Source organism: Streptomyces graminilatus (assembly GCF_001418565.1).
Classification (GTDB): domain Bacteria; phylum Actinomycetota; class Actinomycetes; order Streptomycetales; family Streptomycetaceae; genus Streptomyces; species Streptomyces graminilatus.
Window position 1 is genome coordinate 21,608 of record NZ_LIQQ01000094.1, and the last position, 20,653, is coordinate 42,260.

A 20,653-nucleotide genomic window follows, 5' to 3' on the forward strand; every position below is an offset into this window, starting at 1 on the left:
GTCCCGAAGACTGAGCGGCGCACTGGTAACCGCCTTGTTGGTACAGGGAGTTGTGGCGAGCACGCCGGTCGCCGCCGCGACGGGCGAGCCCGCCCCCTCCGCCTGGACCTCCGGCACCGGACGGCAGGCCGTCACCCACACAGTCACCCTCGTCACCGGCGACCGTGTGAACCTGTCGGGCACCGCCGTGGCCATCGAGCCCGGCGCGGGCCGCGAGGCGATGGGCTTCCAGCAGTTCGAGCGCGACGGCCACCAGTACGTGGTCCCGAACGACGCCCTGCGCCTGGTCGCGGGCGGGCAGGTGGACCGGCGGCTGTTCGACGTGACGGGCCTGGCCGCGGACGGCTACGACGACGCCGCCACGGCCGTACTGCCGACGATCGTGACGTACACCGACGCGGCCCTCGCCCGCCGCAGCCTGCGCGCGACCCACGGCGCCCGCGTGACCCGCACCCTGCGCACGGTCGACGGCGCGGCGGTGGCCGTGGAGAAGAAGGCGGCGGCCGGCTTCTGGGCCGGTGTCACCGCCGGTACCGGTACGAGAGGACTGCGGACGGCCGGCGGTATCGCCAAGCTGTGGCTGGACGGCAAGCGGCGGATCAGCCTCGACAAGAGCGTGCCGCAGATCGGCGCGCCCGTCGCCTGGCAGGCCGGGTACGACGGTACGGGTGTCACGGTCGCCGTCCTGGACACCGGTGTCGACGCCGGCCACCCGGACCTGGCCGGGCGTATCAAGGAGGCCGTGAACTTCACGGACGCGCCCGACACCGACGACAAGGTCGGCCACGGCACCCATGTCGCCTCGACGGTGGCGGGCGGCGGTGGCAAGTACAAGGGGGTCGCGCCCGGGGCCTCGCTGATCGTCGGGAAGGTGTGCGTCGACCGGAACTGCGCCGAGTCGTCGATCCTGGCCGGTATGGAGTGGGCCGCGCCGCGCGCCCGGGTGATCAACATGAGCCTCGGCGGCGACGACACCCCGGGCGAGGACGTCCTTGAGGAGGCCGTGAACAAGCTGACGGCGCGGACCGGTGCCCTCTTCGTGCTGGCCGCGGGCAACGACGGCAGCGCGGACGGCTCGGTCGACTCCCCGTCCACCGCCGACGCCGCGCTCTCCGTGGGCGCCGTCGACAAGCGGGACGTGATGGCCCCCTTCTCCAGCCGGGGCCCGCGTGAGGACGGCGCGATCAAGCCGGAGATCACCGCTCCGGGCGTCGACATCGTTGCCGCCCGTGCCGTGCACGCGAGCAGCGAGTACGTGGAGGTGGAGCCCGGCTACACCTCCCTCTCCGGTACGTCCATGGCCACCCCGCACGTGGCCGGGTCGGCGGCGCTGCTCGCCGGGCAGCACCCGGCCTGGCGGGCGGCCGAGCTGAAGGCGGCACTGATGGCGTCGGCGACGCCCACTCCCGGCGCCAACGTCAACGCGCAGGGCGCGGGCCGGGTGGATGTGGCCCGCGCCGTCCACCAGGCCGTCCTGCCCACGCCGGGTTCTCTGCCCCTGGGCACCCAGCCCGCCCCGGCCGACGACGACGTACCGGTGGTCAGGACGGTGACGTACCGCAACGACGGCACCGACCCCGTGACGCTCGATGTCACGGCGAAGGTGACGGGCCCGGACGGTTCGCCCGCCCCGGCCGGCATGTTCGAGGTCAGCCCGGACAGGGCGACCGTCCCGGCGGGCGGGGCGGCCACGGTGACGGTGACCGCCGACACGCGCGTGCCGAGCGACTCGGGCGTGTTCGAAGGCGCGCTGGTGGGGGTGGACTCGGCCTCCGGAACCTCGGTGCGCGTACCGCTCAAGATCGCCAAGGCCGCGTCCGTTCACAAACTGACGGTCAGGGCGTTCGACCGCACGGGCAAACCGGCGTCGTCCTACTGGACCGACATCACGAGCCTGGACGGCTCGGTCTACCGCTTCGTCTACAACCCGTCCGGCTCGGGCACGGTCTCCCTCCCGGAGGGCCGCTACACGGTCGACGCGTCGGTCATCACACCGGCGGACGACAGTACGACCCTGCTGGTCCGCCCCAGCCTCACGGTGACCGGTGACAGCGAGATCGTCCTCGACGCACGCAAGGGCACGCCCATCTCGGCGACCGTCCCGCGCAAGGACGCGAGCCTGCGCTTCGCGGCGGCCGGCTTCCGCCGCGAGACCACCAACGGCATGGGCTTCGGCATCCGGGCCACCGCCAACACCTTCGGCAAACTGTTCACGGCCGCGCTGGGCGACGACGTCGGCCCCGGGGAGGGCACGCTGGTCGCGGACGTACGCGGCTCCTGGGCCAAGAAGGGCGCGGACGGCACGTACAACGACTCGCCGTACGAATACGTGCTGGCGTGGTTCGAACGGGGCCACCTGCCGACGAACTTCAGCCGGGTGGTCAGGCAGAGCGAACTGGCGCAGGTGACGCACCGGTTCCACTCGGTGACGCCGTCGAAGCCGGGAGCGCCCTCGCGGGCCTTCCTGTACCACTTCGGCTACCCGCCGGAGAGCGGCACCGCGATGTCGGCGGGCGCGATCTGGTTCGACAACCCGGGACGGCAGACCGTCTACTACAAGGCCGACGACGTCACGTGGCAGTCGCGCTACACCCAGAACGCGCCCGGCGGCACCTTCCAGACCCAGTTCTGGTCGGACGACGCGGTCTACGAGCCCGGCAAGCGCTACACGGTGACCTGGCAGAAGGCGGTCCCCGGCCCGCGCTTCAGCGGCCTGACCTTCGTCGCCCGTGAGGGCAACCGCCTCTCCTTCAACGTCCCGATGACCGGCGACCAGGCGGGCCACACCGGCTACTCGGTGTTCGACAGGAGCAAGGTCTCCCTCTACCACGGCGACCAGAAACTCGTGGAACTCAGCTACCCCTGGACCGACGCCTCGGGCTCGGTCCCGGCGGCCGAGGCGACCTACCGCCTGGAGTACTCCGCCGTGCGCGGCGCGTCCGACGGCGCCTTCGACATCGGTACGAGCGTCAGCGGGTCGTGGACCTTCCGCTCGGGCGAGACGAGCGGGCGTACGGCGGCCGGTCTGTCGGCGTTCGACTTCGCGCCGGCCGTCGACCGGACCAACACCGGGAGCCTGTCGGCTCTGCCGATGCGGTTGCTGAGGCAGCCGGGGGCGACCGCCTCGGCGGTGCGGTCGGTGTCGGTGGACGTGTCGTACGACGACGGGGACAACTGGCGCGAGGCGCGGCTGGTGGAGACCGGACGGGACGCGTGGGTCGTGGAGTTGCCCGAGGAAGGGCGGCCCGAGGGCGGGGGGTACGTGTCGCTGCGGGCGAGTGCGGGGTTCGCTGATGGGGGCGCGGTGGACTACCGGGTGATCCGGGGGTACCGGGTGAGGTAGGGCACAGAACGGCGATCGACCCGGCACCTTGGCCAAGGTGCCGGGTCGACAAACCGCCTGAACCGGTTGACATCTGAACAATCGTCGGAACGAAGTAACCAGCCTCTCCCGCCACAAGGGCCTACTCCCGGGTTCCGGTTGCCTATGCTGAGCGCCCAACTGCTCCGCAGGGGAAGGGGACCGGGTCGGTGGCTCTGCGCAAGGACGACCCGAGCACGCTCGGCGGCTATCGGATAGTGGACCGGCTCGGGGCCGGCGGCATGGGTGTGGTCTACCGCGCCCAGTCCCGCTCGGGGCGCGAGGTCGCGCTGAAGGTGGTGCACGCGCAGTACGCCGAGGACAGCGTGTTCCGCGCCCGCTTCCGGCAGGAGATCGAGGCCGTCCGCAAGGTCAGCGGCGCCTTCACCGCCCCGGTGCTGGACGCCGACGCGTATGCCCCGCGCCCCTGGATGGCCACCCAGTACGTGCCCGGCCCCTCGCTCTCCGCCCGGATCCGCGCCGACGGCCCGCTGCGCGGCGCGGCGCTGCGGCACCTCGCACTCGGGCTGGTGGAGGCCCTGCGGGACATCCACCGGGCCGGAGTCGTGCACCGGGACCTCAAACCCGGCAACGTCCTGATCGCCGAGGACGGCCCCCGGGTCATCGACTTCGGGATATCCCGGGGCGCCGAGAACCTGACCCTCGCCCTGACCGAGACCGGGGAGATGATCGGCACCCCGCCGTTCATGTCCCCGGAGCAGATCACCAACGCCCGGTCGGTCGGCCCCGCCTCGGACGTCTTCTCCCTCGGCGCCCTGCTGACGTTCGCCGCGACCGGCCACGGCCCCTTCGACGCGGAGACCCCGTTCGTGACGGCGTACCGCGTGGTGAACGACGAACCGGCCCTCGACGCCGTCCCCGAACCACTGCGCGCGGTGCTGCTCCGCTGCCTGGTGAAGGAGGCGGCGGACCGGCCGGGACTCGACGAACTCGCCCTGCGGTTCGCCGAGGTCCTGCCGGAACCCGTCCCGGGCGAACCCGACACGATGTTCCTGGGCCCGACGGGCCCGGGGACCGACGACCAGACCTTCGCCCTGCGCTCGGGGACGGCGTCTTCCGGCCGTTCGGGTTCGGAGACGTCCTCCGGCCGTCACCAGCGCCGAGAGCGCCGGCAGCAGCGCAGACAGCGCCGACAGCGGCTCCCGGCGGTGCTGGTCGGCGTGGCAGCCGTCACGGCGATGACGCTCACCGGCTATCTCCTCTTCGGCCCGCTGACGGGCGACGGCGCCGCGCAGGGCGTACCGGGGGGCGACCGCTGGGCAGGCCTCCCGGCCGACTGGAAGCCCTGGCAGACCACCGTGTCCAACAACGCGGAGACCGGTGTGCGCAAGGCCCCGGAAACGAAGGACAGCTTCCCGTCGCCGTCCTGTCTGGTGGACCGGGGGGCCGTGTACTGCGGGGGCAGCGCGCTCCTGCCGGAACGGATCGACGGGGCCACCGGCCGGACCCTGTGGCGCGCCGACATCAGGCCCGGCAATGCCCCGGCCGGGCAGTACGTCACGTCCATCCTCGGCGCGTCGGACGGCGTACTGGTCGTACAGCTCCTGGTCACCGACGCGAACGGCGTGACGCTGTCGCAGACCGTCGTCGCCCTGGACGGCGGCACCGGCCGCACGGTCTGGAGCCGCCAGGTGACCAACGAGAGCAGGGGGTCGGTGTACGCGGCCGGGCTGGTCTTCCTTCAGGAGGACGACGTCCGGTCGGTGACCGTACGCTCGGCGCGCGACGGCACGGCGCGCTGGAAGTTCACGCTGCCCGCGCAACGCGAGTGCACGTTGACGGCGGTGGCGGACCGCCCGTACGCGGAGTGCGTCGCGGAGACCGGGAACGGGGCCGGGGCCGGGGGTTCCGGCGCGGCGGATTTCCTGGTCGTGGACCCCGCGGGCAAGTCCGTACGGCGGCTGACGGCGCCGTCCGCCGGGAGCAGCTTCGTGGGCACCCTCGACGGGCGGCTGGTCTTCGCGGAGACGGACATCGACGCGAGCGCCAACGGCGCCGACTCGCTGTACACGTCCGTCGTACGGATCGACCCCAGGAGCGGTGAGCGGAAGGTGACCGAACTGGACGGCGGCGACGGGTACCGGGGGAACGTGACGCTGGGCGGCGGACGGCTCTGGTTCTCCCGGTCCGGCGGGGCGGTCACCGCCGTCCTGCCCAGCACGGGCAAGCGCGTGTGGGAGAGCCCCACCACCCTCGAATCGCCGGGGACGATCACGGCCGACAGCGGCAGCGGCACGGTGTACATGGCCACCGGCAGCGGCAGGGTGGCGGCCCTCGACGCGGCGAAGGGCACCGTCCTGTGGGAAACGACCTCACGCGCCGACCTCCCCCTCTCGGGCGGCCAGCCGACCGTCCTCCTCAACGGCGGCGCCCTGGTGGTGACGACCACGGACGGCACGGTCTTCACGCTGGACCCGGCGGGGCCGGACCGGAAGGCGGTTCTGGTGAGGTGAGGACGGGCCGGGGGCGAGCGCGGGAAGGGGCGAGCCGACCGGCAGGGTGCCGATGACCGACGCCCGCAGCCGCTCAATACACTCCGACGATGAACAACATACGGTGCAGCCAGTGCGGTGCGGTGGGGCTGGAGCCGGGCTTCGTCGAGGACTCCGGACAGGGCGCTCAAGGGTTCTCGCGGTGGATCGCGGGGCCCCTTGAACGAGGCCCGTTCGGCGGCGCCAAGAGGATGGGGCGACCGCGCTGGCAGATCGACGCCTATCGGTGCCCTGTCTGCGCACACCTGGAACTGTTCGCCGCGCAGCCGGACTAGAGGCTGTCCCGGCGATCGCGGGCGGAGCCGGATGACGAGTGCTGCTGCGGCGGCGATGGTGCCGAGGCGGACGCAGGCGTGCACTCCCCTGGCCGCCGCCGCCGATAAATTGGCTGTCCGGCGGCCGGAGCGCCGTGATACACAACCGCCGTGCGAAACAACTTGGAGTTCCCCGAGGTCCTGCGGCTGATCGAAGACCGCTCGGCCGCGTTCCGCGCCGCGATCGCATCCGCCCCCGACCTTGACGTCCAGGTCCCGACCTGCCCGGACTGGACGCTGCGCGAACTGGCGCAGCACCTCGGTGACGGCCGCCGCCGCCAGGCCGCCATCGTCGCGGCCGGCCCGGGCGCCGAGCCCCCGGCGAGGACGGACCCGAAGGGCGCCCCGACCGCGCCCCGCGACCGCGAGGCCCTGGACGCCTGGCTCGACGAGTCGACCGAGCTCATGCTCGACGCGATGCGCGAGGCCGGCCCGGACCGCGGCTGCTGGACCTGGTGGGGCCGCTCGCAGGCCCCGGAGACCAGCGGAGCCGTGGCCCGGCACCAGATCCAGGAGATCGCCGTCCACACCTACGACGTCCAGCTCACCCAGGGCGCCGCACTGCCGCTGCCGACGGACGTCGCGGTCGAGGGCGTCGACGAGTTCCTGACGACCGTCTCGGCGACGACCGTCCCCTGGCCGTTCAAGCCGGCAACCATCGACCTGCATACGACCGAGGGCCACTCCTGGCGCCTGACCCTCAACGCCGACGGCGTCCGCTGCGACGACCTCGCCGCCGACGCGGAGCCGGGCGACATGGCGATGCGAGGCACAGCGAGCGAACTGGTCCTCTACTTCTACGCGCGCGTCCCGCTCGATGGCCTGGAGCTCACCGGCGACACCGAGCCGATGGAGCAGCTCGCGGACTGGGACCCGAACGAGTAGAACGCGCACCCTGGCGGCGCGGTGGTGTACCGCTTCGCCGCGGACGTGGTCGTGTTCGCGGACGCCGACGCCTTGATCGAGGCGGACGCGCTGTACTGGATGCTGTTGCAGCCGGGGAGCGACCTGGACGAGTTGCTGGCGATGGGCGCGGTCAAGGCCCGCAGTCGGGCCCGGACCGTGCTGGAGCAGGTACGCAAGGCCATCGGGATCGGGTGACCGCACTTCGGCTTCGTCGCCCTGGTCATCCCCGAAGGTGAGCCGGAGGTGGTGCAGCGGTGACCGGCCACACCACCCCGTCGCTACGGGGGACTCACGCAGCGGAACGACGTGTCGTTGTCCTTCATCGCGGCGTTCGCCGCATTCCGCAACGAGGGCGCCGCGCGCTCGAATGGGCTGGTGAACGCGGACCCCTTCAGCTCGTACCGTCCGGTCTCCTCCTCGGTGGAGCACCATTCCCAGGTGTTCCCGCACAGGTCGAAGACTCCGTACACGCTGGCTCCGGATCGGTAGCGTGAGACGGGAGTCGTCCTCCCTATCTCGGCCTCCCCGACATTGCACTTGGCGGCCGTGGGCTCGTCCCCCCAGGGGAATGTGCGGCCCTTCGAGCCGCGGGCGGCCTTCTCCCACTGCTGGGCGGTGGGCAGTTGTTTGCCGCACCAGCGGGAGTATGCGGTGGCGTCGTGCCACGTCACCCACACCACGGGGTGGTCGAACAGGTCATCGGGGCATCGGCCGTTCGGCCAGTGTCGCGGCGGCCGGTGGCGCGTGGCGTGTACGAATCGCGCGTAGTCGAGGTTGGTCGTCGGGTAGACGTCGATGCGGAAGCCGTCCAGCCAGGTCGGCGTGTTCGCCGGGCCGGACAAGTAGATGCCTTCCGCGACCAGCACCATGACTTTGCCGTCCATGGGGTGCTTGACGGTGCGTGGGTCGCTGCGCAGGAGTTCTTCGGCACGCTCGTCGTGCTCGACGGCGGCCCTCTCGGTGAGGAACTGCGCGAACCGCTGCTGGACGACGGGGGCAGCACGAGCGAGGAGCGTGTCCAGGGCCTCCTGAGTGCCGGGGAAGGGAGTGATGGTTTCTCCCCGGCCCTCCCAGGTGGTCAGTTGTCGTTGGCTCACGGGAACCATGGCGGCGAAGTCGCGCTGGTTCTTCCGCATGGCGGTGCGTAAGAGGAAAATCTCGCGTCCGGTCCACCTATTGACCCCCGTCATGCCGGCGCTCCTTTACAACTCCTCGCCGCGGACGGAGAGGTATGTCTCGCGCAGCATGCTCAGCACCGGGTGCTCGACCTCCATGGGTGTGTCATCGATGGCCGAGAGGGAGCGGACACCGATGGAGGTGTTGGTGGCGAAGGCAACCGGCATGGCCTTGGCCTCGTCGAGGGTGACGGAAGCGACCTTGTACTCGGTGCGTTGCTGGAGCAGCGCCGCGGTCACGCCAGGCAGTACTGGGCCTTCGGGCCAGATGATGGTGCCGTTCTCGTCGATGAAGCCGACGTTCCACGTTCCGCCCTCGGACACCCGATTGTCGGGGCCGTAGAACAGGGCGTCGTCGAAGCCCTTGAGCCGTGCCGTGCGCCGGACGTGGAGGGCACCGAAGAGGCCGCAGTGCTTGACCTCGGGAAGGTCACGCTCGTACTGCACGCTCATCGCGGTCAACGGCGGCGGGGGAAGTTCGCCGGCTGCTCGCACGGTCACCAGGATCTGCGGATTGGTGGCGCCTTCGGGGTGCCCCATCTCGACCATTGGGTCGAAGTGGGTGACGCGGACGACGCAAGGACCCTCCTGCCCATCCAAAGCCCTGCCGACCAGGTCACGGACTCGACTGGTGTCCACGTCCGCACCGAACACGATCCTGCTGTCCCGTACGAGTCGCTCCAGGTGCAGGGAGAGACCGCGGACACTGCGATCGGCATCGACGCGCATGGATGTGAAGTGCCCGTACGACGTCAGCGCCAAGGGAAGCAAGTGCTCGGCTGTTGCGGGCTGTTCGTTCAGTGTCGCCATGTCCCTCAGCATGTCAGCCCCTACGTGGCTGTTGGCACCCCGTCGCGGGTTACTGACGGGTCAACGTCGTCAAGACTTCCTTCCCTCTTCCATCCTCCTGCTGTTCTCTTGTCACCATCCGGATACGTTCGGTGACAGGAGAGGTGGCGAGACCTCCGCGCAGAGCTCTGCCCTCGACCGGTCTTCGCCGTCACGAACCGGCCCACTGATCCGCACCCCGAGGTGATCAGCCCCAGCGCCGTATGAAACGCCTGCCCCGGCTCCCCGTGTGCAACCACAGCTTGGGGCGGGTCTCCTGCCCGGCGGCCCGGACGACTTCCGTTCCAGGTCGTTGCGCAGGTACACCACCGCCCTCCGATTGGAGCCTCATGCTCACCACCCCCGAGTTCACCAGTGTGGAAGGCGCCTACCTGGCCCTTCTCCGGCTGGCGGCCGAGGACGCCGAACACCACATTGCTGCCCGCGGTAACGAGGCCAGCGAGGTCATCGGTGTGGGATTCCGCCTCACCGACCCCCGCCAGCGCCTTCCCTATCTGTCTGAGCGCAAGGTGAACCCGGTGTTCCAGTTCGCCGAAGCGCTCTGGTACCTCGCCGGACGCCGCGATCTGGAGATGATCGGCTACTACGCGCCGTCCATGCGCGCCAGCAGCGCCGACGGCATCCACCTCGGCGGATCTGCGTACGGTCACACCCTGTTCAGCCAGGCCGACGGCGCCCAGCAGTCCCCCTTTGACCAGGTGATGCGGCTGCTGCAGAGAGAGACGGACAGCAAGCGCGCCTACATGCCGGTGTTCGCGGCGCACGAACTCAGCGACCGCGACAACCCCGACGTCGCGTGCCTGGCCGGCCTCCACCTGCTATTGCGGGACGGGCAACTGCACATGGTGTGCAACATGCGTGCGAACGATCTCGACTGCGGCCTGCTGTCCGACGTGTTCTCCTTCACGATGATCCAGGAGTACACCGCCGTCCAACTCGGCCTGCGCCCGGGAACGTACACGCACTTCATCGGCTCCGCTCACGTCAACGACCGCAATGCCGAACGCGTCAAGCGCGTCCTGGACGAGGCCGACTCCCGCCCCGCCGTGCCCTCCTTCGAGTTCCCGGAGATGCCGGCGAGCACCACCGTGGCGACCATCGCCGACGTACTGGACCACGAAGAGGCACTGCGCAGGAACGAGGTCCAGTACAGCGCCGACCACATCCGGAACCTGGGCCTGGAACCGTACTGGCAGCAACCGGTGGTCCTGTTCGAGCTCTACCGGCAGATCACGCACGACCAGACCGCGGCCGTCGCCCCCGACCTGCTTGCCGCACTCGATCCGGGCCTGCGATGGCTCATGGCCCGCAAGTGGCCGGTCTGCGCCGTTTCCCCCGAGGGGAGTGTGCGATGAGCGGGAACGGAAGGCCCATGAGCGGCGCCGTGGCGGAGGGCGTCGACTTCGAGCGCTGGGCGGTCGTCCTGTGCAAGCCGGACGCTGTGGCACGCGGTCTGGTAACCCGAATCCTGGGAATGGTCTCCGATGCGGGTTTCGCAGTCTCGGACCGCATGGACGTGGTTGCGCAGCCGTGGCAGCCGCACGTCGTGTACCGGGACATGCTCGCCGACACCGGTCGCCGGAATCTGCGTGACCTGCCTGCCTACATCGATGCCGCGTACGCGAACCGGACGGTCGCCGTCGCCCTGGCGCACGGCGAACCCGGTATCCACGCCAAACTGCGGCAGCTCATCGGCCACACCGACCCGACCCGGGCGGTGCCCGGCACCATCCGCGGTGACCTCGGTGATGACAGCCTTGCCGTGGCGAATGCGGAGAACCGCCTCATCCGCAACCTGGTCCACACGTCGGACGATCCGGCCTGCGCCCGCCGCGAGTACGGCACTTGGTGGGGACCCGGCCGCAGGCTGCTGGAGTCCGACTTCGACACCTGCTCCGTGATCCTGTGCAAGCCGGACGCGGTGGAGCGCGGCCTGGTCGACGCCGTACTGGAGCGGATCGAGGCCGCCGGCGTCTCCGTTCGTCGCCGGACCGACGTCACGGTGCAGCCGTGGCAGGCCCATGTGCACTACTGGGATCTCCTCGTCGACGCCGACTACTTCCCCGACCGCGATATCCCCGCGTGCCTGGACGATGCGTACGCGGGCAAGAAGGTCACGGTCGCGCTCGCGTACGGCGAGCCGGGCATCCACGCCCGGCTGCGGCAGGTCATCGGGCATTTCGACCCGATCCGGGCCGCCGCCGGCACGATCCGCGGGGACTACGGCAACGACAGCCTCGAAGCCGCCCTCGCGGGGCGACGCCTGGTGCACAACCTCGTCCACACGTCGGACGACCCGGATGCGGCCCGTCGTGACTTCGGGACCTGGTTCGGCGCCGACCGCCGCCTGCTGCTCACCTCTCCGGCCGGCGTGCCGCGCCAGCCCACGCCCGCCGACCGCTGACCCCCATTCCCCTGGAGGTTCCCCGTGACTGCGCCCATCGTCGCCCGTCGCCCGCTTCCGTTCCTGACCCCGGCTCAGATCAGCGGGCTCAAGCCCGGACTTGCCGATGTGATCGAATACCGCAAGTCGGGCCTGTCGGTAAACCACATCGTCGGCTGTCCGCTGGAGTGCGGATACTGCGTCCGTCACCTGTTCGACAACTTCAGCATGAAGACCCCGCGGCGGCTGATGAGCGACGTGGCCGCGGTCGCCCAGCTCGTCAATCACCCGTACTTCCGGCCTCACAGGACGCCGATTCAGCTTCTGAACCGGGCCACCGACCCGATGCTTCCGCAGGTCAAGCCGCACGTCTTCGCGGTGCTTCGACTGCTCGATCAGCAGGGCCTGACCAACCACGTTCTGATCATCACCCGGTGGCGGGTGAGCGCTGAGGACTGCGCTGTCCTCAACTCCTTCGAGAAGCTGCGGCTGACTGTCCTCGTCACCCACTCCGGCATAGAGCACCCCGCCATTGAGCCGGTGAACTCCTCGATCGCCGCCGACAGCCTGCGCACGCTGTACGAGCACGCCGAGCGGTACAAGACGGTGCTGTACTGGCGGCCGATCGTGCCGGGACTCAACGACTCCGACGAGCACATCGAGCGGGCCCGCGAACTGTCCCTGCACGCGCACGCCACGGTGTTCACGGGCCTGTTCTTCCGGGAGGAGATGGCCGCGTACTACGAAGAGCATGGGCTGCCGATGCCGTACGAGGGCACGGCTCGGCGGAAGATCATGCCGGAGGACGCGGAGCAGCGAATCCTGGACGCCTTCGACTCGGCGCAGTCCCACGGAGGAGCGCCGTGGGGGGTCTTGTTCCGCAAGACGAGCTGCGGGGTCGCCCACGCCCACGGGGAGGCCGACTACAACGGCCATTACGGGGTGCGGGAGTTGTGCGACATCTGCCCGCCGGAACAGATCGCCCTGTGCGCGAGGGCGTGGGTCAAGCCCGATCTGGCAGAGGTCACCCGCGAAGCGCACGCCCTCGGGGCGGTCGGCGACGTTGAGGTCAACGACCGTGCCATCGTCGTGGAGGGACTGGACGAGCCGCCCCGCTACTACCTCCAGCACGGGTTCGGCTACCAGTGTCACGACCGCGCCAAACCCCACCTGTACCGCCAGCACGGCCGGGCCCCCATCGGCTGGGAGGCGGAGAACGGACCCGACACCCCGTGAACGACTTCTCCTCCTGGCCCGCGCTGCTCGTCGTCGATGTCGAGGGCAACGGGACCAACCCGCCTGACCTCGTCGAGATCGCCGCACTGCCCGTACGCGCCGGACAGCCGGACACCAGCGTGGCCGGGGCGTGGCTGATCCGCCCCGCGCGGCCGGTGACGGCACGCGCGGCCGGCATCCACGGCCTGACCAACCCCGTCCTCGCCGACAAACCGGCCTGGGCGGAACTCGCCGACCAGGTGCACGACTTCCTCGGCCAGGAGTGGATCTGCGCTCACAACGCGCACGTCGACTACCGGGAATTGCTCCGACACCTTCCTGAGTGGGAGCCGGCCGGGGTCATCGACACCCTTCGCCTCGCCAGGGCGACCTACAAGAACTTGCCCTCGTACACCCTCGACGCCCTGATCGAGCACGTGGCGCCAGACCTGTCACAGGCCCCGCTCGTGGGCCGACACCGCGCGACCTACGACGCCTACGCCACGGCGCAGCTTCTGCTCGCCATGGCTGACCACTACGAGACCTGGGACCAGGTGGTTGCCGCGGCTGTGCCGCCCGGCCTGCCCGGCGCCCCCGAACCAGAACAGGAACCCACCCTGTGGTGACCACCGTCCGGCCCATCCGTATCGGGGTGCTCGGCACCCACTCCACCGGCAAGACCATGCTCCTGCGGCGTATCGAGATGGAACTGCGCGCTCAAGGGGTCGCCGTGGAACGCACTGGCCGTCTCGGCAAGCGCGCCGCAGCGGCCGGCCTGCCGAAGATGCAGCACCACACCGTCCAGTCCACCGAGTGGATCATCACGCAGGGCATCGCCGACGAGATCGGCGCGGCTGCCCGCGGCGTCGAGGTTGTCCTCCTGGACCGGGCCGCCCACGACGCCATCGCCTACTTCCACGCCGCGCTGGACTACCGCGGCGGCACCGTTCCCCGGCTGGAACGCGAGCGCCTTCTCACCCTTGCCGCCACCCAACTGCCCAAGTACCACCTGCTGTTGGCGACGGTCCTCGACGAGAGTCTGCCGGTCGACACCGGTCACGACTACGACGCCCGCTACCGACGCCTCGTCGACCGGCACGTGCACCAGCTCCTGGACCGCGACGGCATCCCCCACCTGCAGGTGACCAGCGACCCCGACAACCAGGCCCACATCGTCGAAGAAGCCGTGCAGAGCTGTCTGAAGGAGAGCCTCGTATGACCTTCACTCCGCCTGGGGGCACCATCACCATCACCATCGCCGGGAAGACGGTGTCGCGGCTCGGGTTCGGCACCATGAGCCTGACGGGCCCCGGCACCTGGGGCGACCCTCCGGACCGCGACGCGGCGCGCGGCATGCTCGTCCAGGCCGTGAACACGTACGGCATCAGCCACATCGACACCGCCGACGGCTACGGACCCCACACTGCCGAACATCTGATCCGTGACGCGCTCTACCCGTACCCGGACCACGTGTTGATCGCCACGAAGGTCGGCATGGTCCGCCCCGGGCCGGGCCAGTGGAAGCCACTCGGTAATCCCTTCTACCTGCGGGCCTGCGTGGAAGCGAGCCTGCGGCGTCTGAAAGTCGAGCGCCTGGAGCTGTGCTACCTGCACCGCATCGACCCCGAGGTGGATCTCGACGACCAGATCGATGTCATGCAGGCCTTGCAAGACGAAGGCAAGATCGGGCACATCGGCCTGTCGAAGGTCACTCCCAGCCAGGTCCACCAAGTCGGCGAAGAGCTGACCATCGCCGCGGTGCAGAACGTCCTCAACACCACCGACCGCTTCGACGATGTCGTCGAGCTGTGCGCCGAGTTCCGCATTCCGTACGTGGCCTACCGCCCGCTCGACGCCGGCCGCCTCGCCAGTGCCAACGGGCCGACCAAACCGCTGCAATGGCTCCTCGACTACGGCAGCCACGTCGCCCCCATCCCCAGCACCAGCCAGCCGCGCCACCTCGCGGAGATCGTGGCTGCTGTGGAGGTCGGCGACTGATGTCGACCATCACAACCGTCGTACCAGCCTTACGCAGCGACGACCCCGATCCTGCGCGAAGGACTGCTCCGTACGAGAACTGGCGCCCCCCCAATCATCGGTGTCAGTGTCCTGGTACCCGTCGCCGCGCATGAACTCGCCCTCGCTTGCGTGTCAGGCAGGATGCTGGTGCTGCCCGCGGGGGCAGTCGAACACGACCAGAGCCCTGAAGAGGCCGCGCAGGCGGTCCTCACTGGCCTTCCCGATGGGCTGCCGGTGCGGCGCAGAGTCGCCGTCGACCAGGTGCAGATGTGGCGCCGCAAGGTCATCACCCACATCGTCGTGACCGCTCCTCTCACGCGTGGACAGGCGGAAACGCTCACCTACCGCGACCCTCGTGCCGAGGTGCGCGTCCTGCCCACCGTGCAGGCTGTCGCCGCCTTGCCGGAACGCGCCGGCGCCCGCGCTCTGCTCGGCCTACAGGCCCTCGCCATCGGGGCGCTGGTCTACGTCCGCGATGGCGAGATTCAGCGACTCGAATCCGTTCCGCCCCTGTAGTGCCGAACACCACTGGTGGCCCCCGGCGCGCTCGCTGCACCCAGGGCCACCGCACCCGCTCGCCGTTCTCCGAACAGGGCTCGGCGTTTCCCTCTACGCAGACGCAGTACGGAGCCCGTGAGCCATGTCGACGTGCGTGCCTACCCCTTGCCGCTGGGGGCGTCCTCTACGAACGAGCCCTGCCCAAGCACCGTGCGTAGCCTGCCTTCCGCTCGCAGCGCGGCCACGGCCTTCTGGATCGCCGACGCCACTACGTCGAACTAGGCGGCGAGATCCACCACGGCGGGGAAGCGCGCACCGGGAACATACGTGCCCGCGTCGATCCTGCGGCGCAGCTCACCGGCGAACCGGGTCCATACGGGTTTGCCCCGGTCGAGGTCCATGGCTACTGCTCGTCCTGCCCGTTGTCGATGCCGGGCAGCTGTTCGACCACAAACGATCCGCGCGCTCTCACGGTCACGAGCAGTCCGCGTTCCCTCAGGATGTCCAGCGCCCGCCGGACCGTGTTGGAGCCGACGCCGTACTCCTGGGACAGGATCATCTCGCCGGGCAGGCGCGACCCTGCGGCGAACTCACCGGTCCGGATCTTGTTCTCGATGATCTTCGCGAGCTGCTCGTAGTGGTAGGACGCGGCGGCAGGATTGATCTTCTCTTCCACGCACTCGAACGTAAACGTCCGGCAACTTGCGTGCATCCTCGAAAACTGTCAACTGCTGTCAACCACTGCCGTCCACTGTCGAGCGCTGTCGAAAGTGGTTATGGTGACTGCGGTAAGCAAATGGAGCAGGCGAGACCCCCGCGACTGTGCGACCAGTCCGGGGGCGTGGCCCTCAACCGTTGGGAGGTTGACGACATGCGCGAGCGTAGCGCGGCCGTACTCATTGGGGTGTTGCTGCCCCTGATGGCCTGGATCCTGCCGGGGACAGGCAGACGGCGACAGGCGGCTTCGGAACCAGCCAGGACCGTCATGACCTGCGAGAACGTGCAGTACAAAGGGCATTTGATGGACCTGGTTCCGTTGCGGCAGCGGTCGCCGTACAGCGCCGACACGGCTCTCCTTGACGGTTCCGCGTCCCGGCTTTCGCGGCCGTACCTGCCCCACCTCGTCGACCAGGCAACGGAGTTGACCGTAGCGTCCCACGCGGCTCGCGTGCGGCCGTACTGGACCGCGCGCGAACGTCTGACTCGGTGGAGCCGTCGCGCTGTGATGGTTCTGGCCGCTGACTTCCGCGTCAGCCTCGACATCCGGGACATTCACTCCGTGCTGGACGGGGTGAGTTCCCGATGACCGGCGGACGGGTCGGATCCGCCGTACGGCAGGCCGAGTTGCCCATGCTGCGTGCCTATCGGCTCTGGTTCGAGCACGCCCGCAAGTGCGACGACTGCAAGCGTGTCCGCAAGGTGCAGGACGGGTGCGGGAGCGGGCAAGGGCTGTGGGACGACTATCGGCGGGCGTACGGCGGAGGTGTCGGATGACCGCCGAGCCAGCCAGCCTCACCGGCGCGACCGACAAATGCGGGACCGTCCGCGCCTCCCTGTTCTACGGGGCGCCGATCCTCAGCGAGAGCGGTGCCTGTGGGCTCCCCGAGGGGCATGAGGGTGACCACCAGGATTCCAAAGGTGCACGCTGGGGGCTCATTCCGCTCGTCGGGGGAGCGGACCTCGGCGGTGAGGGGAAGGGGCTGCCGGTGGCCCACGAACCGGCCGGGGCGGCTGAACCCCCGTACCGTTCCCCCCGCTGTGTCCTGAGCCGGCACCCGCACTGCCAGGACTCCGAGCCCCGCGACACCGGCGTACCCGGTGTGCGCTACCTCGTGTGTGCCTGTGTATGTCATCACCGGGTTCGGGCCGTGGCCCCGGCGGAGGAAGCTCGTAGCTGAACTCGACGGCCGGGCCGTGAACGGTTGGGGAGCAGGGTGTCGCACGCGCACCCCGCTCCCCAACTTCCGTTTCGAGCCGGGCTCTTCACAAGGGGCGTGTAATCCAGGTCACAGGAGCCGAGTGCAACGCGGGGCGGGCCCAACGGCTTTCCCTACGTATAGGGGAATGGCCGGATGAGGGGAGGCGCGGATGGAGCACCGTCAGGCGGAGAATTTCGATCGGTGTCGGCGCCCGTAAGGCCGGTGGACGCCTGGTAATGGGGGCCACGCCGACTTTTTCCGGCCGATCATCCGTAGGCTCTGACCACAGTACGTCCGTGGGTGACAACGTCATGCCTGCGGTAGGACACGAACCTGGATAGGCATGACAACATCGATGGATCAACTTCCGCTCCGCACCCCGCTGTCGGCGCACCACCGGGAGCCCGTCCTGGACGTGGTCGTGCCGGTGTTCAACGAGCAGGCGGATCTGGAGCCGAGCGTGCGGCGGCTCCACGCGCACCTGCGGGAGACCTTCCCGTATCCGTTCCGGATCACCGTCGCGGACAACGCCAGTACCGACGACACCCCCCGGATAGCGGCTCGGCTGGCCGCCGAACTGCCCGAGGCGGAGTGGCTGCGGCTGGCCGAGAAGGGCCGGGGCCGGGCCCTTCAGGCCGCGTGGGCGGGATCCCGGGCGCCCGTGCTGGCGTATGTGGATGTGGATCTGTCCACCGATCTGAATGCCCTGCTGCCGCTGGTCGCCCCCTTGATATCCGGGCACTCCGACATCGCCATAGGCACCCGCCTGGCCCGGGGCTCCCTGGTGGAGCGCGGCCCCAAGCGGGAGGTCATCTCCCGCTGCTACAACATCCTGCTGCGCTCCACCCTCTCCGTCGGCTTCTCCGACGCCCAGTGCGGATTCAAGGCCGTACGGCGCGATGTCGCCGAGCGGCTGCTGCCCCTGGTGAAGGACACCGGGTGGTTCTTCGACACCGAGCTGCTGGTGATCGCCGAGCGGGCCGGGCTGCGTATCCACGAGGTGCCCGTCGACTGGGTCGACGACCCCGACAGCAGGGTCGACATCCTCGCCACGGCCCTGGCCGATCTGCGCGGCATCGCCAGGATCGGCCGGGACCTGGCCCGTGGCAAGCTCCCCACGGCCGCGCTGAGCAGGGGCGCCGACGCACCAGCCGACGCACCACGGGACGGCGGCCTGTTCGGCCAGTTGCTGCGCTTCGGCGCCGTGGGAGCCGTCAGCACCGTCGGATACGTACTGCTGTACGCGGCGCTTCGGAAAGTGGCGGAACCGCAGGCCGCCAACGCCCTGGCGCTGCTGGTCTGCGCGATCGCCAACACGGCCGCCAACCGGCGGCTCACCTTCGGCGTGCGCGGCCGTGACGGCGTCCTGCGCCACCAGAGCAAGGGCCTGCTGGTCTTCGCGGTCGGCCTGGCCCTCACCAGCGGGTCGCTCAGCGCGCTGCACCACTTCGCGCCCGGCGCCGCGCGTGCCACGGAGGTCGGGGTGCTCGTCGCCGCCAACCTGGGCGCGACCGTCGTCCGCTTCCTGCTCCTGCGCGCATGGGTGTTCCCCGGCCGTCGCCGCCGACGAACGGAGTCCACGGCCGTATGAGCTCCATGAACCCCGTGAACCCCATGAGCCCCATGAACTCCAGGAACAACGCGACGCAACCGGTGGGCCGTCCCGACCTCGGTTCTTCCTGGGCCTCCGCCTCCGTCGTCGACGTTGACGCCGACTCCGGGCCGGGCGACGAGGCCCTGGCCCCGCGTCTGCGCCGTACAGTCCGGCACCACCTCCCCGTCCTCGCCCTCTACGGCGTGACGAAGCTCATCGGCTTCTCCGTCTTCATGTATCTGCTGGACTCCGCCGGGGAGTTCCGGAAGAAGAACCCGCGCTTCGGCGGCGGCGCCCACGCCTGGGACGTGCTGGCGAGCTGGGACGGCTGGTGGTACCAGCAGATCGCCGCAAACGGGTACGACCCCGCGCTCGTCCACATCCCCGGTGCCACCGGGATGATCACCGTCCACCAGAACTCGGCGGCCTTCTTCCCGCTCTACCCCGCGACGATGCGGCTGGTCTCCGAGTGCACGGGCCTCGGACTGTACGGCGCCGGAATGCTCGTATCGGTCGTCTGCTCGTTCGTCGCCGCCCTCGGCATCTACGCCGTCACCGTCCGGTTCGGCGGCAGGCGGGCCGGGCTGGCCGCGGTGGGACTGTGGGCCGTGTGGCCCGGTTCCGGCATGGAGTGGACGGCGTACTCCGAGTCCCTCTACATCGCCCTCGCCGTCTGGGCCTGCCACGCCGTGATGACCGACCGCTGGATCACCGCGGGCATCCTCACCTTCACCGCCGGCCTCAACCGCCCCACCTCCGTCGCCCTCATCGCCGCCCTCACGGTCGCCGCGCTGCTGACCCTCTACCGCCGCGGGGCGAACCAGGCAGGTCCGTGGATCGCGATGCTGATCGCGCCGCTCGGACTCGGCGGCTATCTGCTCTACGTCGGCAACGAGATGGGCAACCTCGGCGGCTACTTCGCACTCCAGAAGGGCGGCTGGGGCCACACCTTCGACTACGGCAGGCAGACGCTCGACGTCTTCACCTCCATCGCGGTGGGCCGCTTCGACTACCTCTACGCCTACCGCTTCGAGGACACCATCGGCGTGGTCGTCGTCCTGCTGGACCTGCTCCTCATCCCCCTCCTGATCCGCCTGCGCCCGCCGGCCGTCCTGATCGTCTTCACGATCCTCACCCTCACCCTGATCCTGAGCAGCCAGCAGATGTTCGGCAACGTCTCCCGCTACCTGCTCCCCCTCTTCCCCCTGCTCATCCCACTCGCCGTCCGCATGCGCACCCTCAGCCTGCCCACGCTGTTCACCCTGCTCGGCATCACGGCTGTCGCCTCGGGCTCGTACGCGGGGTACGCGCTCTTCGAACTGGGGATTCCGTAGATCCGTGTTCCGTGAAGACGCCGGTCAGGTCAGGCGTCGACGGCTTTCGCGATCAGCGCGGCCGCCTGTACGGGCGTGAGGTGCGTGGTGTCGACGACCTCGGCCTCGTCGTGCAGCCAGGTACGGGCCGCCTCCGCGTAGGGCGCGAGGTATTTGAGGCGGAATGTGGAGTTGGGGCCAACGACGGTGTCGTCCGCGATACGCCCCCGGAGGGTGTCCTGGTCGGCGTGGAGGACGAAGTGCCGTACGGGGATGCCGTGTTGGGCGAGGCCCGTGCTGATCTCGCGCCAGTACTCCTCGACCAGGACGGTCATCGGGATCACCAGAGTGCCGCCGGTGTAGTCGAGTACGCGGCGCGCGGTCTCCACGACAAGTGGCCGCCACGGCGGCCAGTGCTGGAAGTTGTCCGTCTCGGGCAGCCCCGGCGAGATGTCCATGAGCGTCTCGCCGACCTTCTCGGCGTCGAACACCCGTGAATCCGGGATCAGTTGCTGGACGAGCGGACTGGTCGTCGTCTTGCCCGAGCCGTGCGTGCCGTTGAGCCATACGATCATGGGAGCGACGCTAACGCTC

The 20,653-nt window shown here is 69.7% G+C and carries 20 protein-coding genes; 15 read left to right on the forward strand and 5 right to left on the reverse strand.

The genetic code is table 11. The features are described from left to right. The first annotated feature begins 52 nt into the window (after window positions 1–52). From AOK08_RS09805 to AOK08_RS09825, 5 genes are all read left to right on the forward strand, one after another. Entirely contained in the window at window positions 53–3,343 is a 3,291-nt protein-coding gene (locus AOK08_RS09805; protein WP_055525088.1) for a S8 family serine peptidase, read from the forward strand. Between the two features lie 188 nt (window positions 3,344–3,531). Continuing rightward, window positions 3,532–5,835: a protein kinase domain-containing protein gene (locus AOK08_RS09810; RefSeq protein WP_055525089.1), complete on the forward strand. Its 2,304-nt coding sequence runs from the start codon at window positions 3,532–3,534 to the stop codon at window positions 5,833–5,835. A gap of 89 nt (window positions 5,836–5,924) precedes the next feature. After that, window positions 5,925–6,149 carry a hypothetical protein gene (locus AOK08_RS09815; RefSeq protein WP_198539225.1) on the forward strand — a complete coding sequence of 75 codons (225 nt, stop codon included), beginning with the start codon at window positions 5,925–5,927 and terminating at the stop codon, window positions 6,147–6,149. 150 nt (window positions 6,150–6,299) lie between these two features. Next, window positions 6,300–7,073 (forward strand): maleylpyruvate isomerase N-terminal domain-containing protein, encoded by a 774-nt coding sequence (locus tag AOK08_RS09820; protein WP_055525091.1) that lies wholly within the window; start codon window positions 6,300–6,302, stop codon window positions 7,071–7,073. 24 nt (window positions 7,074–7,097) lie between these two features. Further along, window positions 7,098–7,289, forward strand: a complete 192-nt coding sequence (locus tag AOK08_RS09825) for a hypothetical protein (RefSeq protein WP_157876629.1) — start codon at window positions 7,098–7,100, stop codon at window positions 7,287–7,289. A gap of 83 nt (window positions 7,290–7,372) precedes the next feature. Here the strand turns inward: AOK08_RS09825 and AOK08_RS09830 are convergent, their stop codons facing one another. Together AOK08_RS09830 and AOK08_RS09835 are read right to left on the reverse strand one after the other, a co-directional pair. After that, window positions 7,373–8,284 carry a formylglycine-generating enzyme family protein gene (locus AOK08_RS09830; protein ID WP_055525093.1) on the reverse strand — a complete coding sequence of 304 codons (912 nt, stop codon included), beginning with the start codon at window positions 8,282–8,284 and terminating at the stop codon, window positions 7,373–7,375. A gap of 12 nt (window positions 8,285–8,296) precedes the next feature. Beyond that, on the reverse strand, window positions 8,297–9,079 hold the full coding sequence (locus AOK08_RS09835; RefSeq protein ID WP_055525114.1) for an aminotransferase class IV family protein: 783 nt from the start codon (window positions 9,077–9,079) through the stop codon (window positions 8,297–8,299). Between the two features lie 368 nt (window positions 9,080–9,447). Here AOK08_RS09835 and AOK08_RS09840 point away from each other — a divergent pair, with 368 nt between their 5' ends. The 7 genes from AOK08_RS09840 to AOK08_RS09870 all read left to right on the forward strand — a co-directional run bounded on the left by AOK08_RS09840 (window position 9,448) and on the right by AOK08_RS09870 (window position 15,251). After that, on the forward strand, window positions 9,448–10,473 hold the full coding sequence (locus tag AOK08_RS09840) for a thymidylate synthase (RefSeq protein WP_055525094.1): 1,026 nt from the start codon (window positions 9,448–9,450) through the stop codon (window positions 10,471–10,473). Window positions 10,474–10,490: 17 nt separating this feature from the next. Then, window positions 10,491–11,522 (forward strand): nucleoside-diphosphate kinase, encoded by a 1,032-nt coding sequence (locus AOK08_RS09845; RefSeq protein ID WP_079053947.1) that lies wholly within the window; start codon window positions 10,491–10,493, stop codon window positions 11,520–11,522. A gap of 24 nt (window positions 11,523–11,546) precedes the next feature. Continuing rightward, window positions 11,547–12,737: a hypothetical protein gene (locus AOK08_RS09850; RefSeq protein ID WP_055525096.1), complete on the forward strand. Its 1,191-nt coding sequence runs from the start codon at window positions 11,547–11,549 to the stop codon at window positions 12,735–12,737. Then, entirely contained in the window at window positions 12,734–13,342 is a 609-nt protein-coding gene (locus AOK08_RS09855) for a 3'-5' exonuclease (protein WP_055525097.1), read from the forward strand. The genes AOK08_RS09850 and AOK08_RS09855 overlap by 4 nt, the downstream gene beginning before the upstream one ends. Next, window positions 13,336–13,935 (forward strand): AAA family ATPase, encoded by a 600-nt coding sequence (locus AOK08_RS09860; RefSeq protein WP_241826899.1) that lies wholly within the window; start codon window positions 13,336–13,338, stop codon window positions 13,933–13,935. Before AOK08_RS09855 ends, AOK08_RS09860 begins: the two co-directional genes overlap by 7 nt. Continuing rightward, a complete protein-coding gene (locus tag AOK08_RS09865; RefSeq protein WP_055525098.1) occupies window positions 13,932–14,714 on the forward strand; it encodes an aldo/keto reductase in 783 nt (260 codons plus the stop codon). Before AOK08_RS09860 ends, AOK08_RS09865 begins: the two co-directional genes overlap by 4 nt. A 150-nt stretch (window positions 14,715–14,864) precedes the next feature. Then, window positions 14,865–15,251, forward strand: coding sequence for a hypothetical protein (locus AOK08_RS09870; protein ID WP_157876630.1), 387 nt, complete (start codon window positions 14,865–14,867; stop codon window positions 15,249–15,251). A 260-nt stretch (window positions 15,252–15,511) separates the two neighbouring features. Here AOK08_RS09870 and AOK08_RS48385 read toward each other — a convergent pair whose 3' ends face one another. Together AOK08_RS48385 and AOK08_RS09880 are read right to left on the reverse strand one after the other, a co-directional pair. Beyond that, window positions 15,512–15,634: a hypothetical protein gene (locus tag AOK08_RS48385; protein WP_277816016.1), complete on the reverse strand. Its 123-nt coding sequence runs from the start codon at window positions 15,632–15,634 to the stop codon at window positions 15,512–15,514. 2 nt (window positions 15,635–15,636) lie between these two features. Next, window positions 15,637–15,909 (reverse strand): GntR family transcriptional regulator, encoded by a 273-nt coding sequence (locus AOK08_RS09880; RefSeq protein ID WP_241826900.1) that lies wholly within the window; start codon window positions 15,907–15,909, stop codon window positions 15,637–15,639. Between the two features lie 626 nt (window positions 15,910–16,535). Here AOK08_RS09880 and AOK08_RS09890 point away from each other — a divergent pair. From AOK08_RS09890 to AOK08_RS09900, 3 genes are all read left to right on the forward strand, one after another. Next, window positions 16,536–16,727, forward strand: a complete 192-nt coding sequence (locus AOK08_RS09890) for a hypothetical protein (RefSeq protein WP_055525102.1) — start codon at window positions 16,536–16,538, stop codon at window positions 16,725–16,727. 780 nt (window positions 16,728–17,507) lie between these two features. Next, complete coding sequence (locus AOK08_RS09895; RefSeq protein WP_055525103.1) at window positions 17,508–18,743, forward strand: bifunctional glycosyltransferase family 2/GtrA family protein; 1,236 nt, start codon at window positions 17,508–17,510, stop codon at window positions 18,741–18,743. Continuing rightward, window positions 18,740–20,080 (forward strand): glycosyltransferase family 39 protein, encoded by a 1,341-nt coding sequence (locus tag AOK08_RS09900; protein WP_241826901.1) that lies wholly within the window; start codon window positions 18,740–18,742, stop codon window positions 20,078–20,080. Before AOK08_RS09895 ends, AOK08_RS09900 begins: the two co-directional genes overlap by 4 nt. A 29-nt stretch (window positions 20,081–20,109) precedes the next feature. Here AOK08_RS09900 and AOK08_RS09905 read toward each other — a convergent pair whose 3' ends face one another. After that, the gene (locus tag AOK08_RS09905; protein ID WP_055525104.1) at window positions 20,110–20,634 is read right to left on the reverse strand and encodes an AAA family ATPase; all 525 of its coding nucleotides are present in this window, start codon (window positions 20,632–20,634) and stop codon (window positions 20,110–20,112) included. Window positions 20,635–20,653 lie beyond the last annotated feature (19 nt).

Coding starts and splice junctions, on each gene's coding strand:
- AOK08_RS09815 (WP_198539225.1), top strand. CDS start 5,925: ATGAACAACATACGGTGCAGCCAGTGCGGTGCGGTGGGGCTGGAGCCG.
- AOK08_RS09830 (WP_055525093.1), bottom strand. CDS start 8,284: ATGACGGGGGTCAATAGGTGGACCGGACGCGAGATTTTCCTCTTACGC.
- AOK08_RS09835 (WP_055525114.1), bottom strand. CDS start 9,079: ATGGCGACACTGAACGAACAGCCCGCAACAGCCGAGCACTTGCTTCCC.
- AOK08_RS09840 (WP_055525094.1), top strand. CDS start 9,448: ATGCTCACCACCCCCGAGTTCACCAGTGTGGAAGGCGCCTACCTGGCC.
- AOK08_RS09845 (WP_079053947.1), top strand. CDS start 10,491: ATGAGCGGCGCCGTGGCGGAGGGCGTCGACTTCGAGCGCTGGGCGGTC.
- AOK08_RS09865 (WP_055525098.1), top strand. CDS start 13,932: ATGACCTTCACTCCGCCTGGGGGCACCATCACCATCACCATCGCCGGG.
- AOK08_RS48385 (WP_277816016.1), bottom strand. CDS start 15,634: ATGGACCTCGACCGGGGCAAACCCGTATGGACCCGGTTCGCCGGTGAG.
- AOK08_RS09890 (WP_055525102.1), top strand. CDS start 16,536: ATGACCGGCGGACGGGTCGGATCCGCCGTACGGCAGGCCGAGTTGCCC.
- AOK08_RS09895 (WP_055525103.1), top strand. CDS start 17,508: ATGGATCAACTTCCGCTCCGCACCCCGCTGTCGGCGCACCACCGGGAG.
- AOK08_RS09900 (WP_241826901.1), top strand. CDS start 18,740: ATGAGCTCCATGAACCCCGTGAACCCCATGAGCCCCATGAACTCCAGG.
- AOK08_RS09905 (WP_055525104.1), bottom strand. CDS start 20,634: ATGATCGTATGGCTCAACGGCACGCACGGCTCGGGCAAGACGACGACC.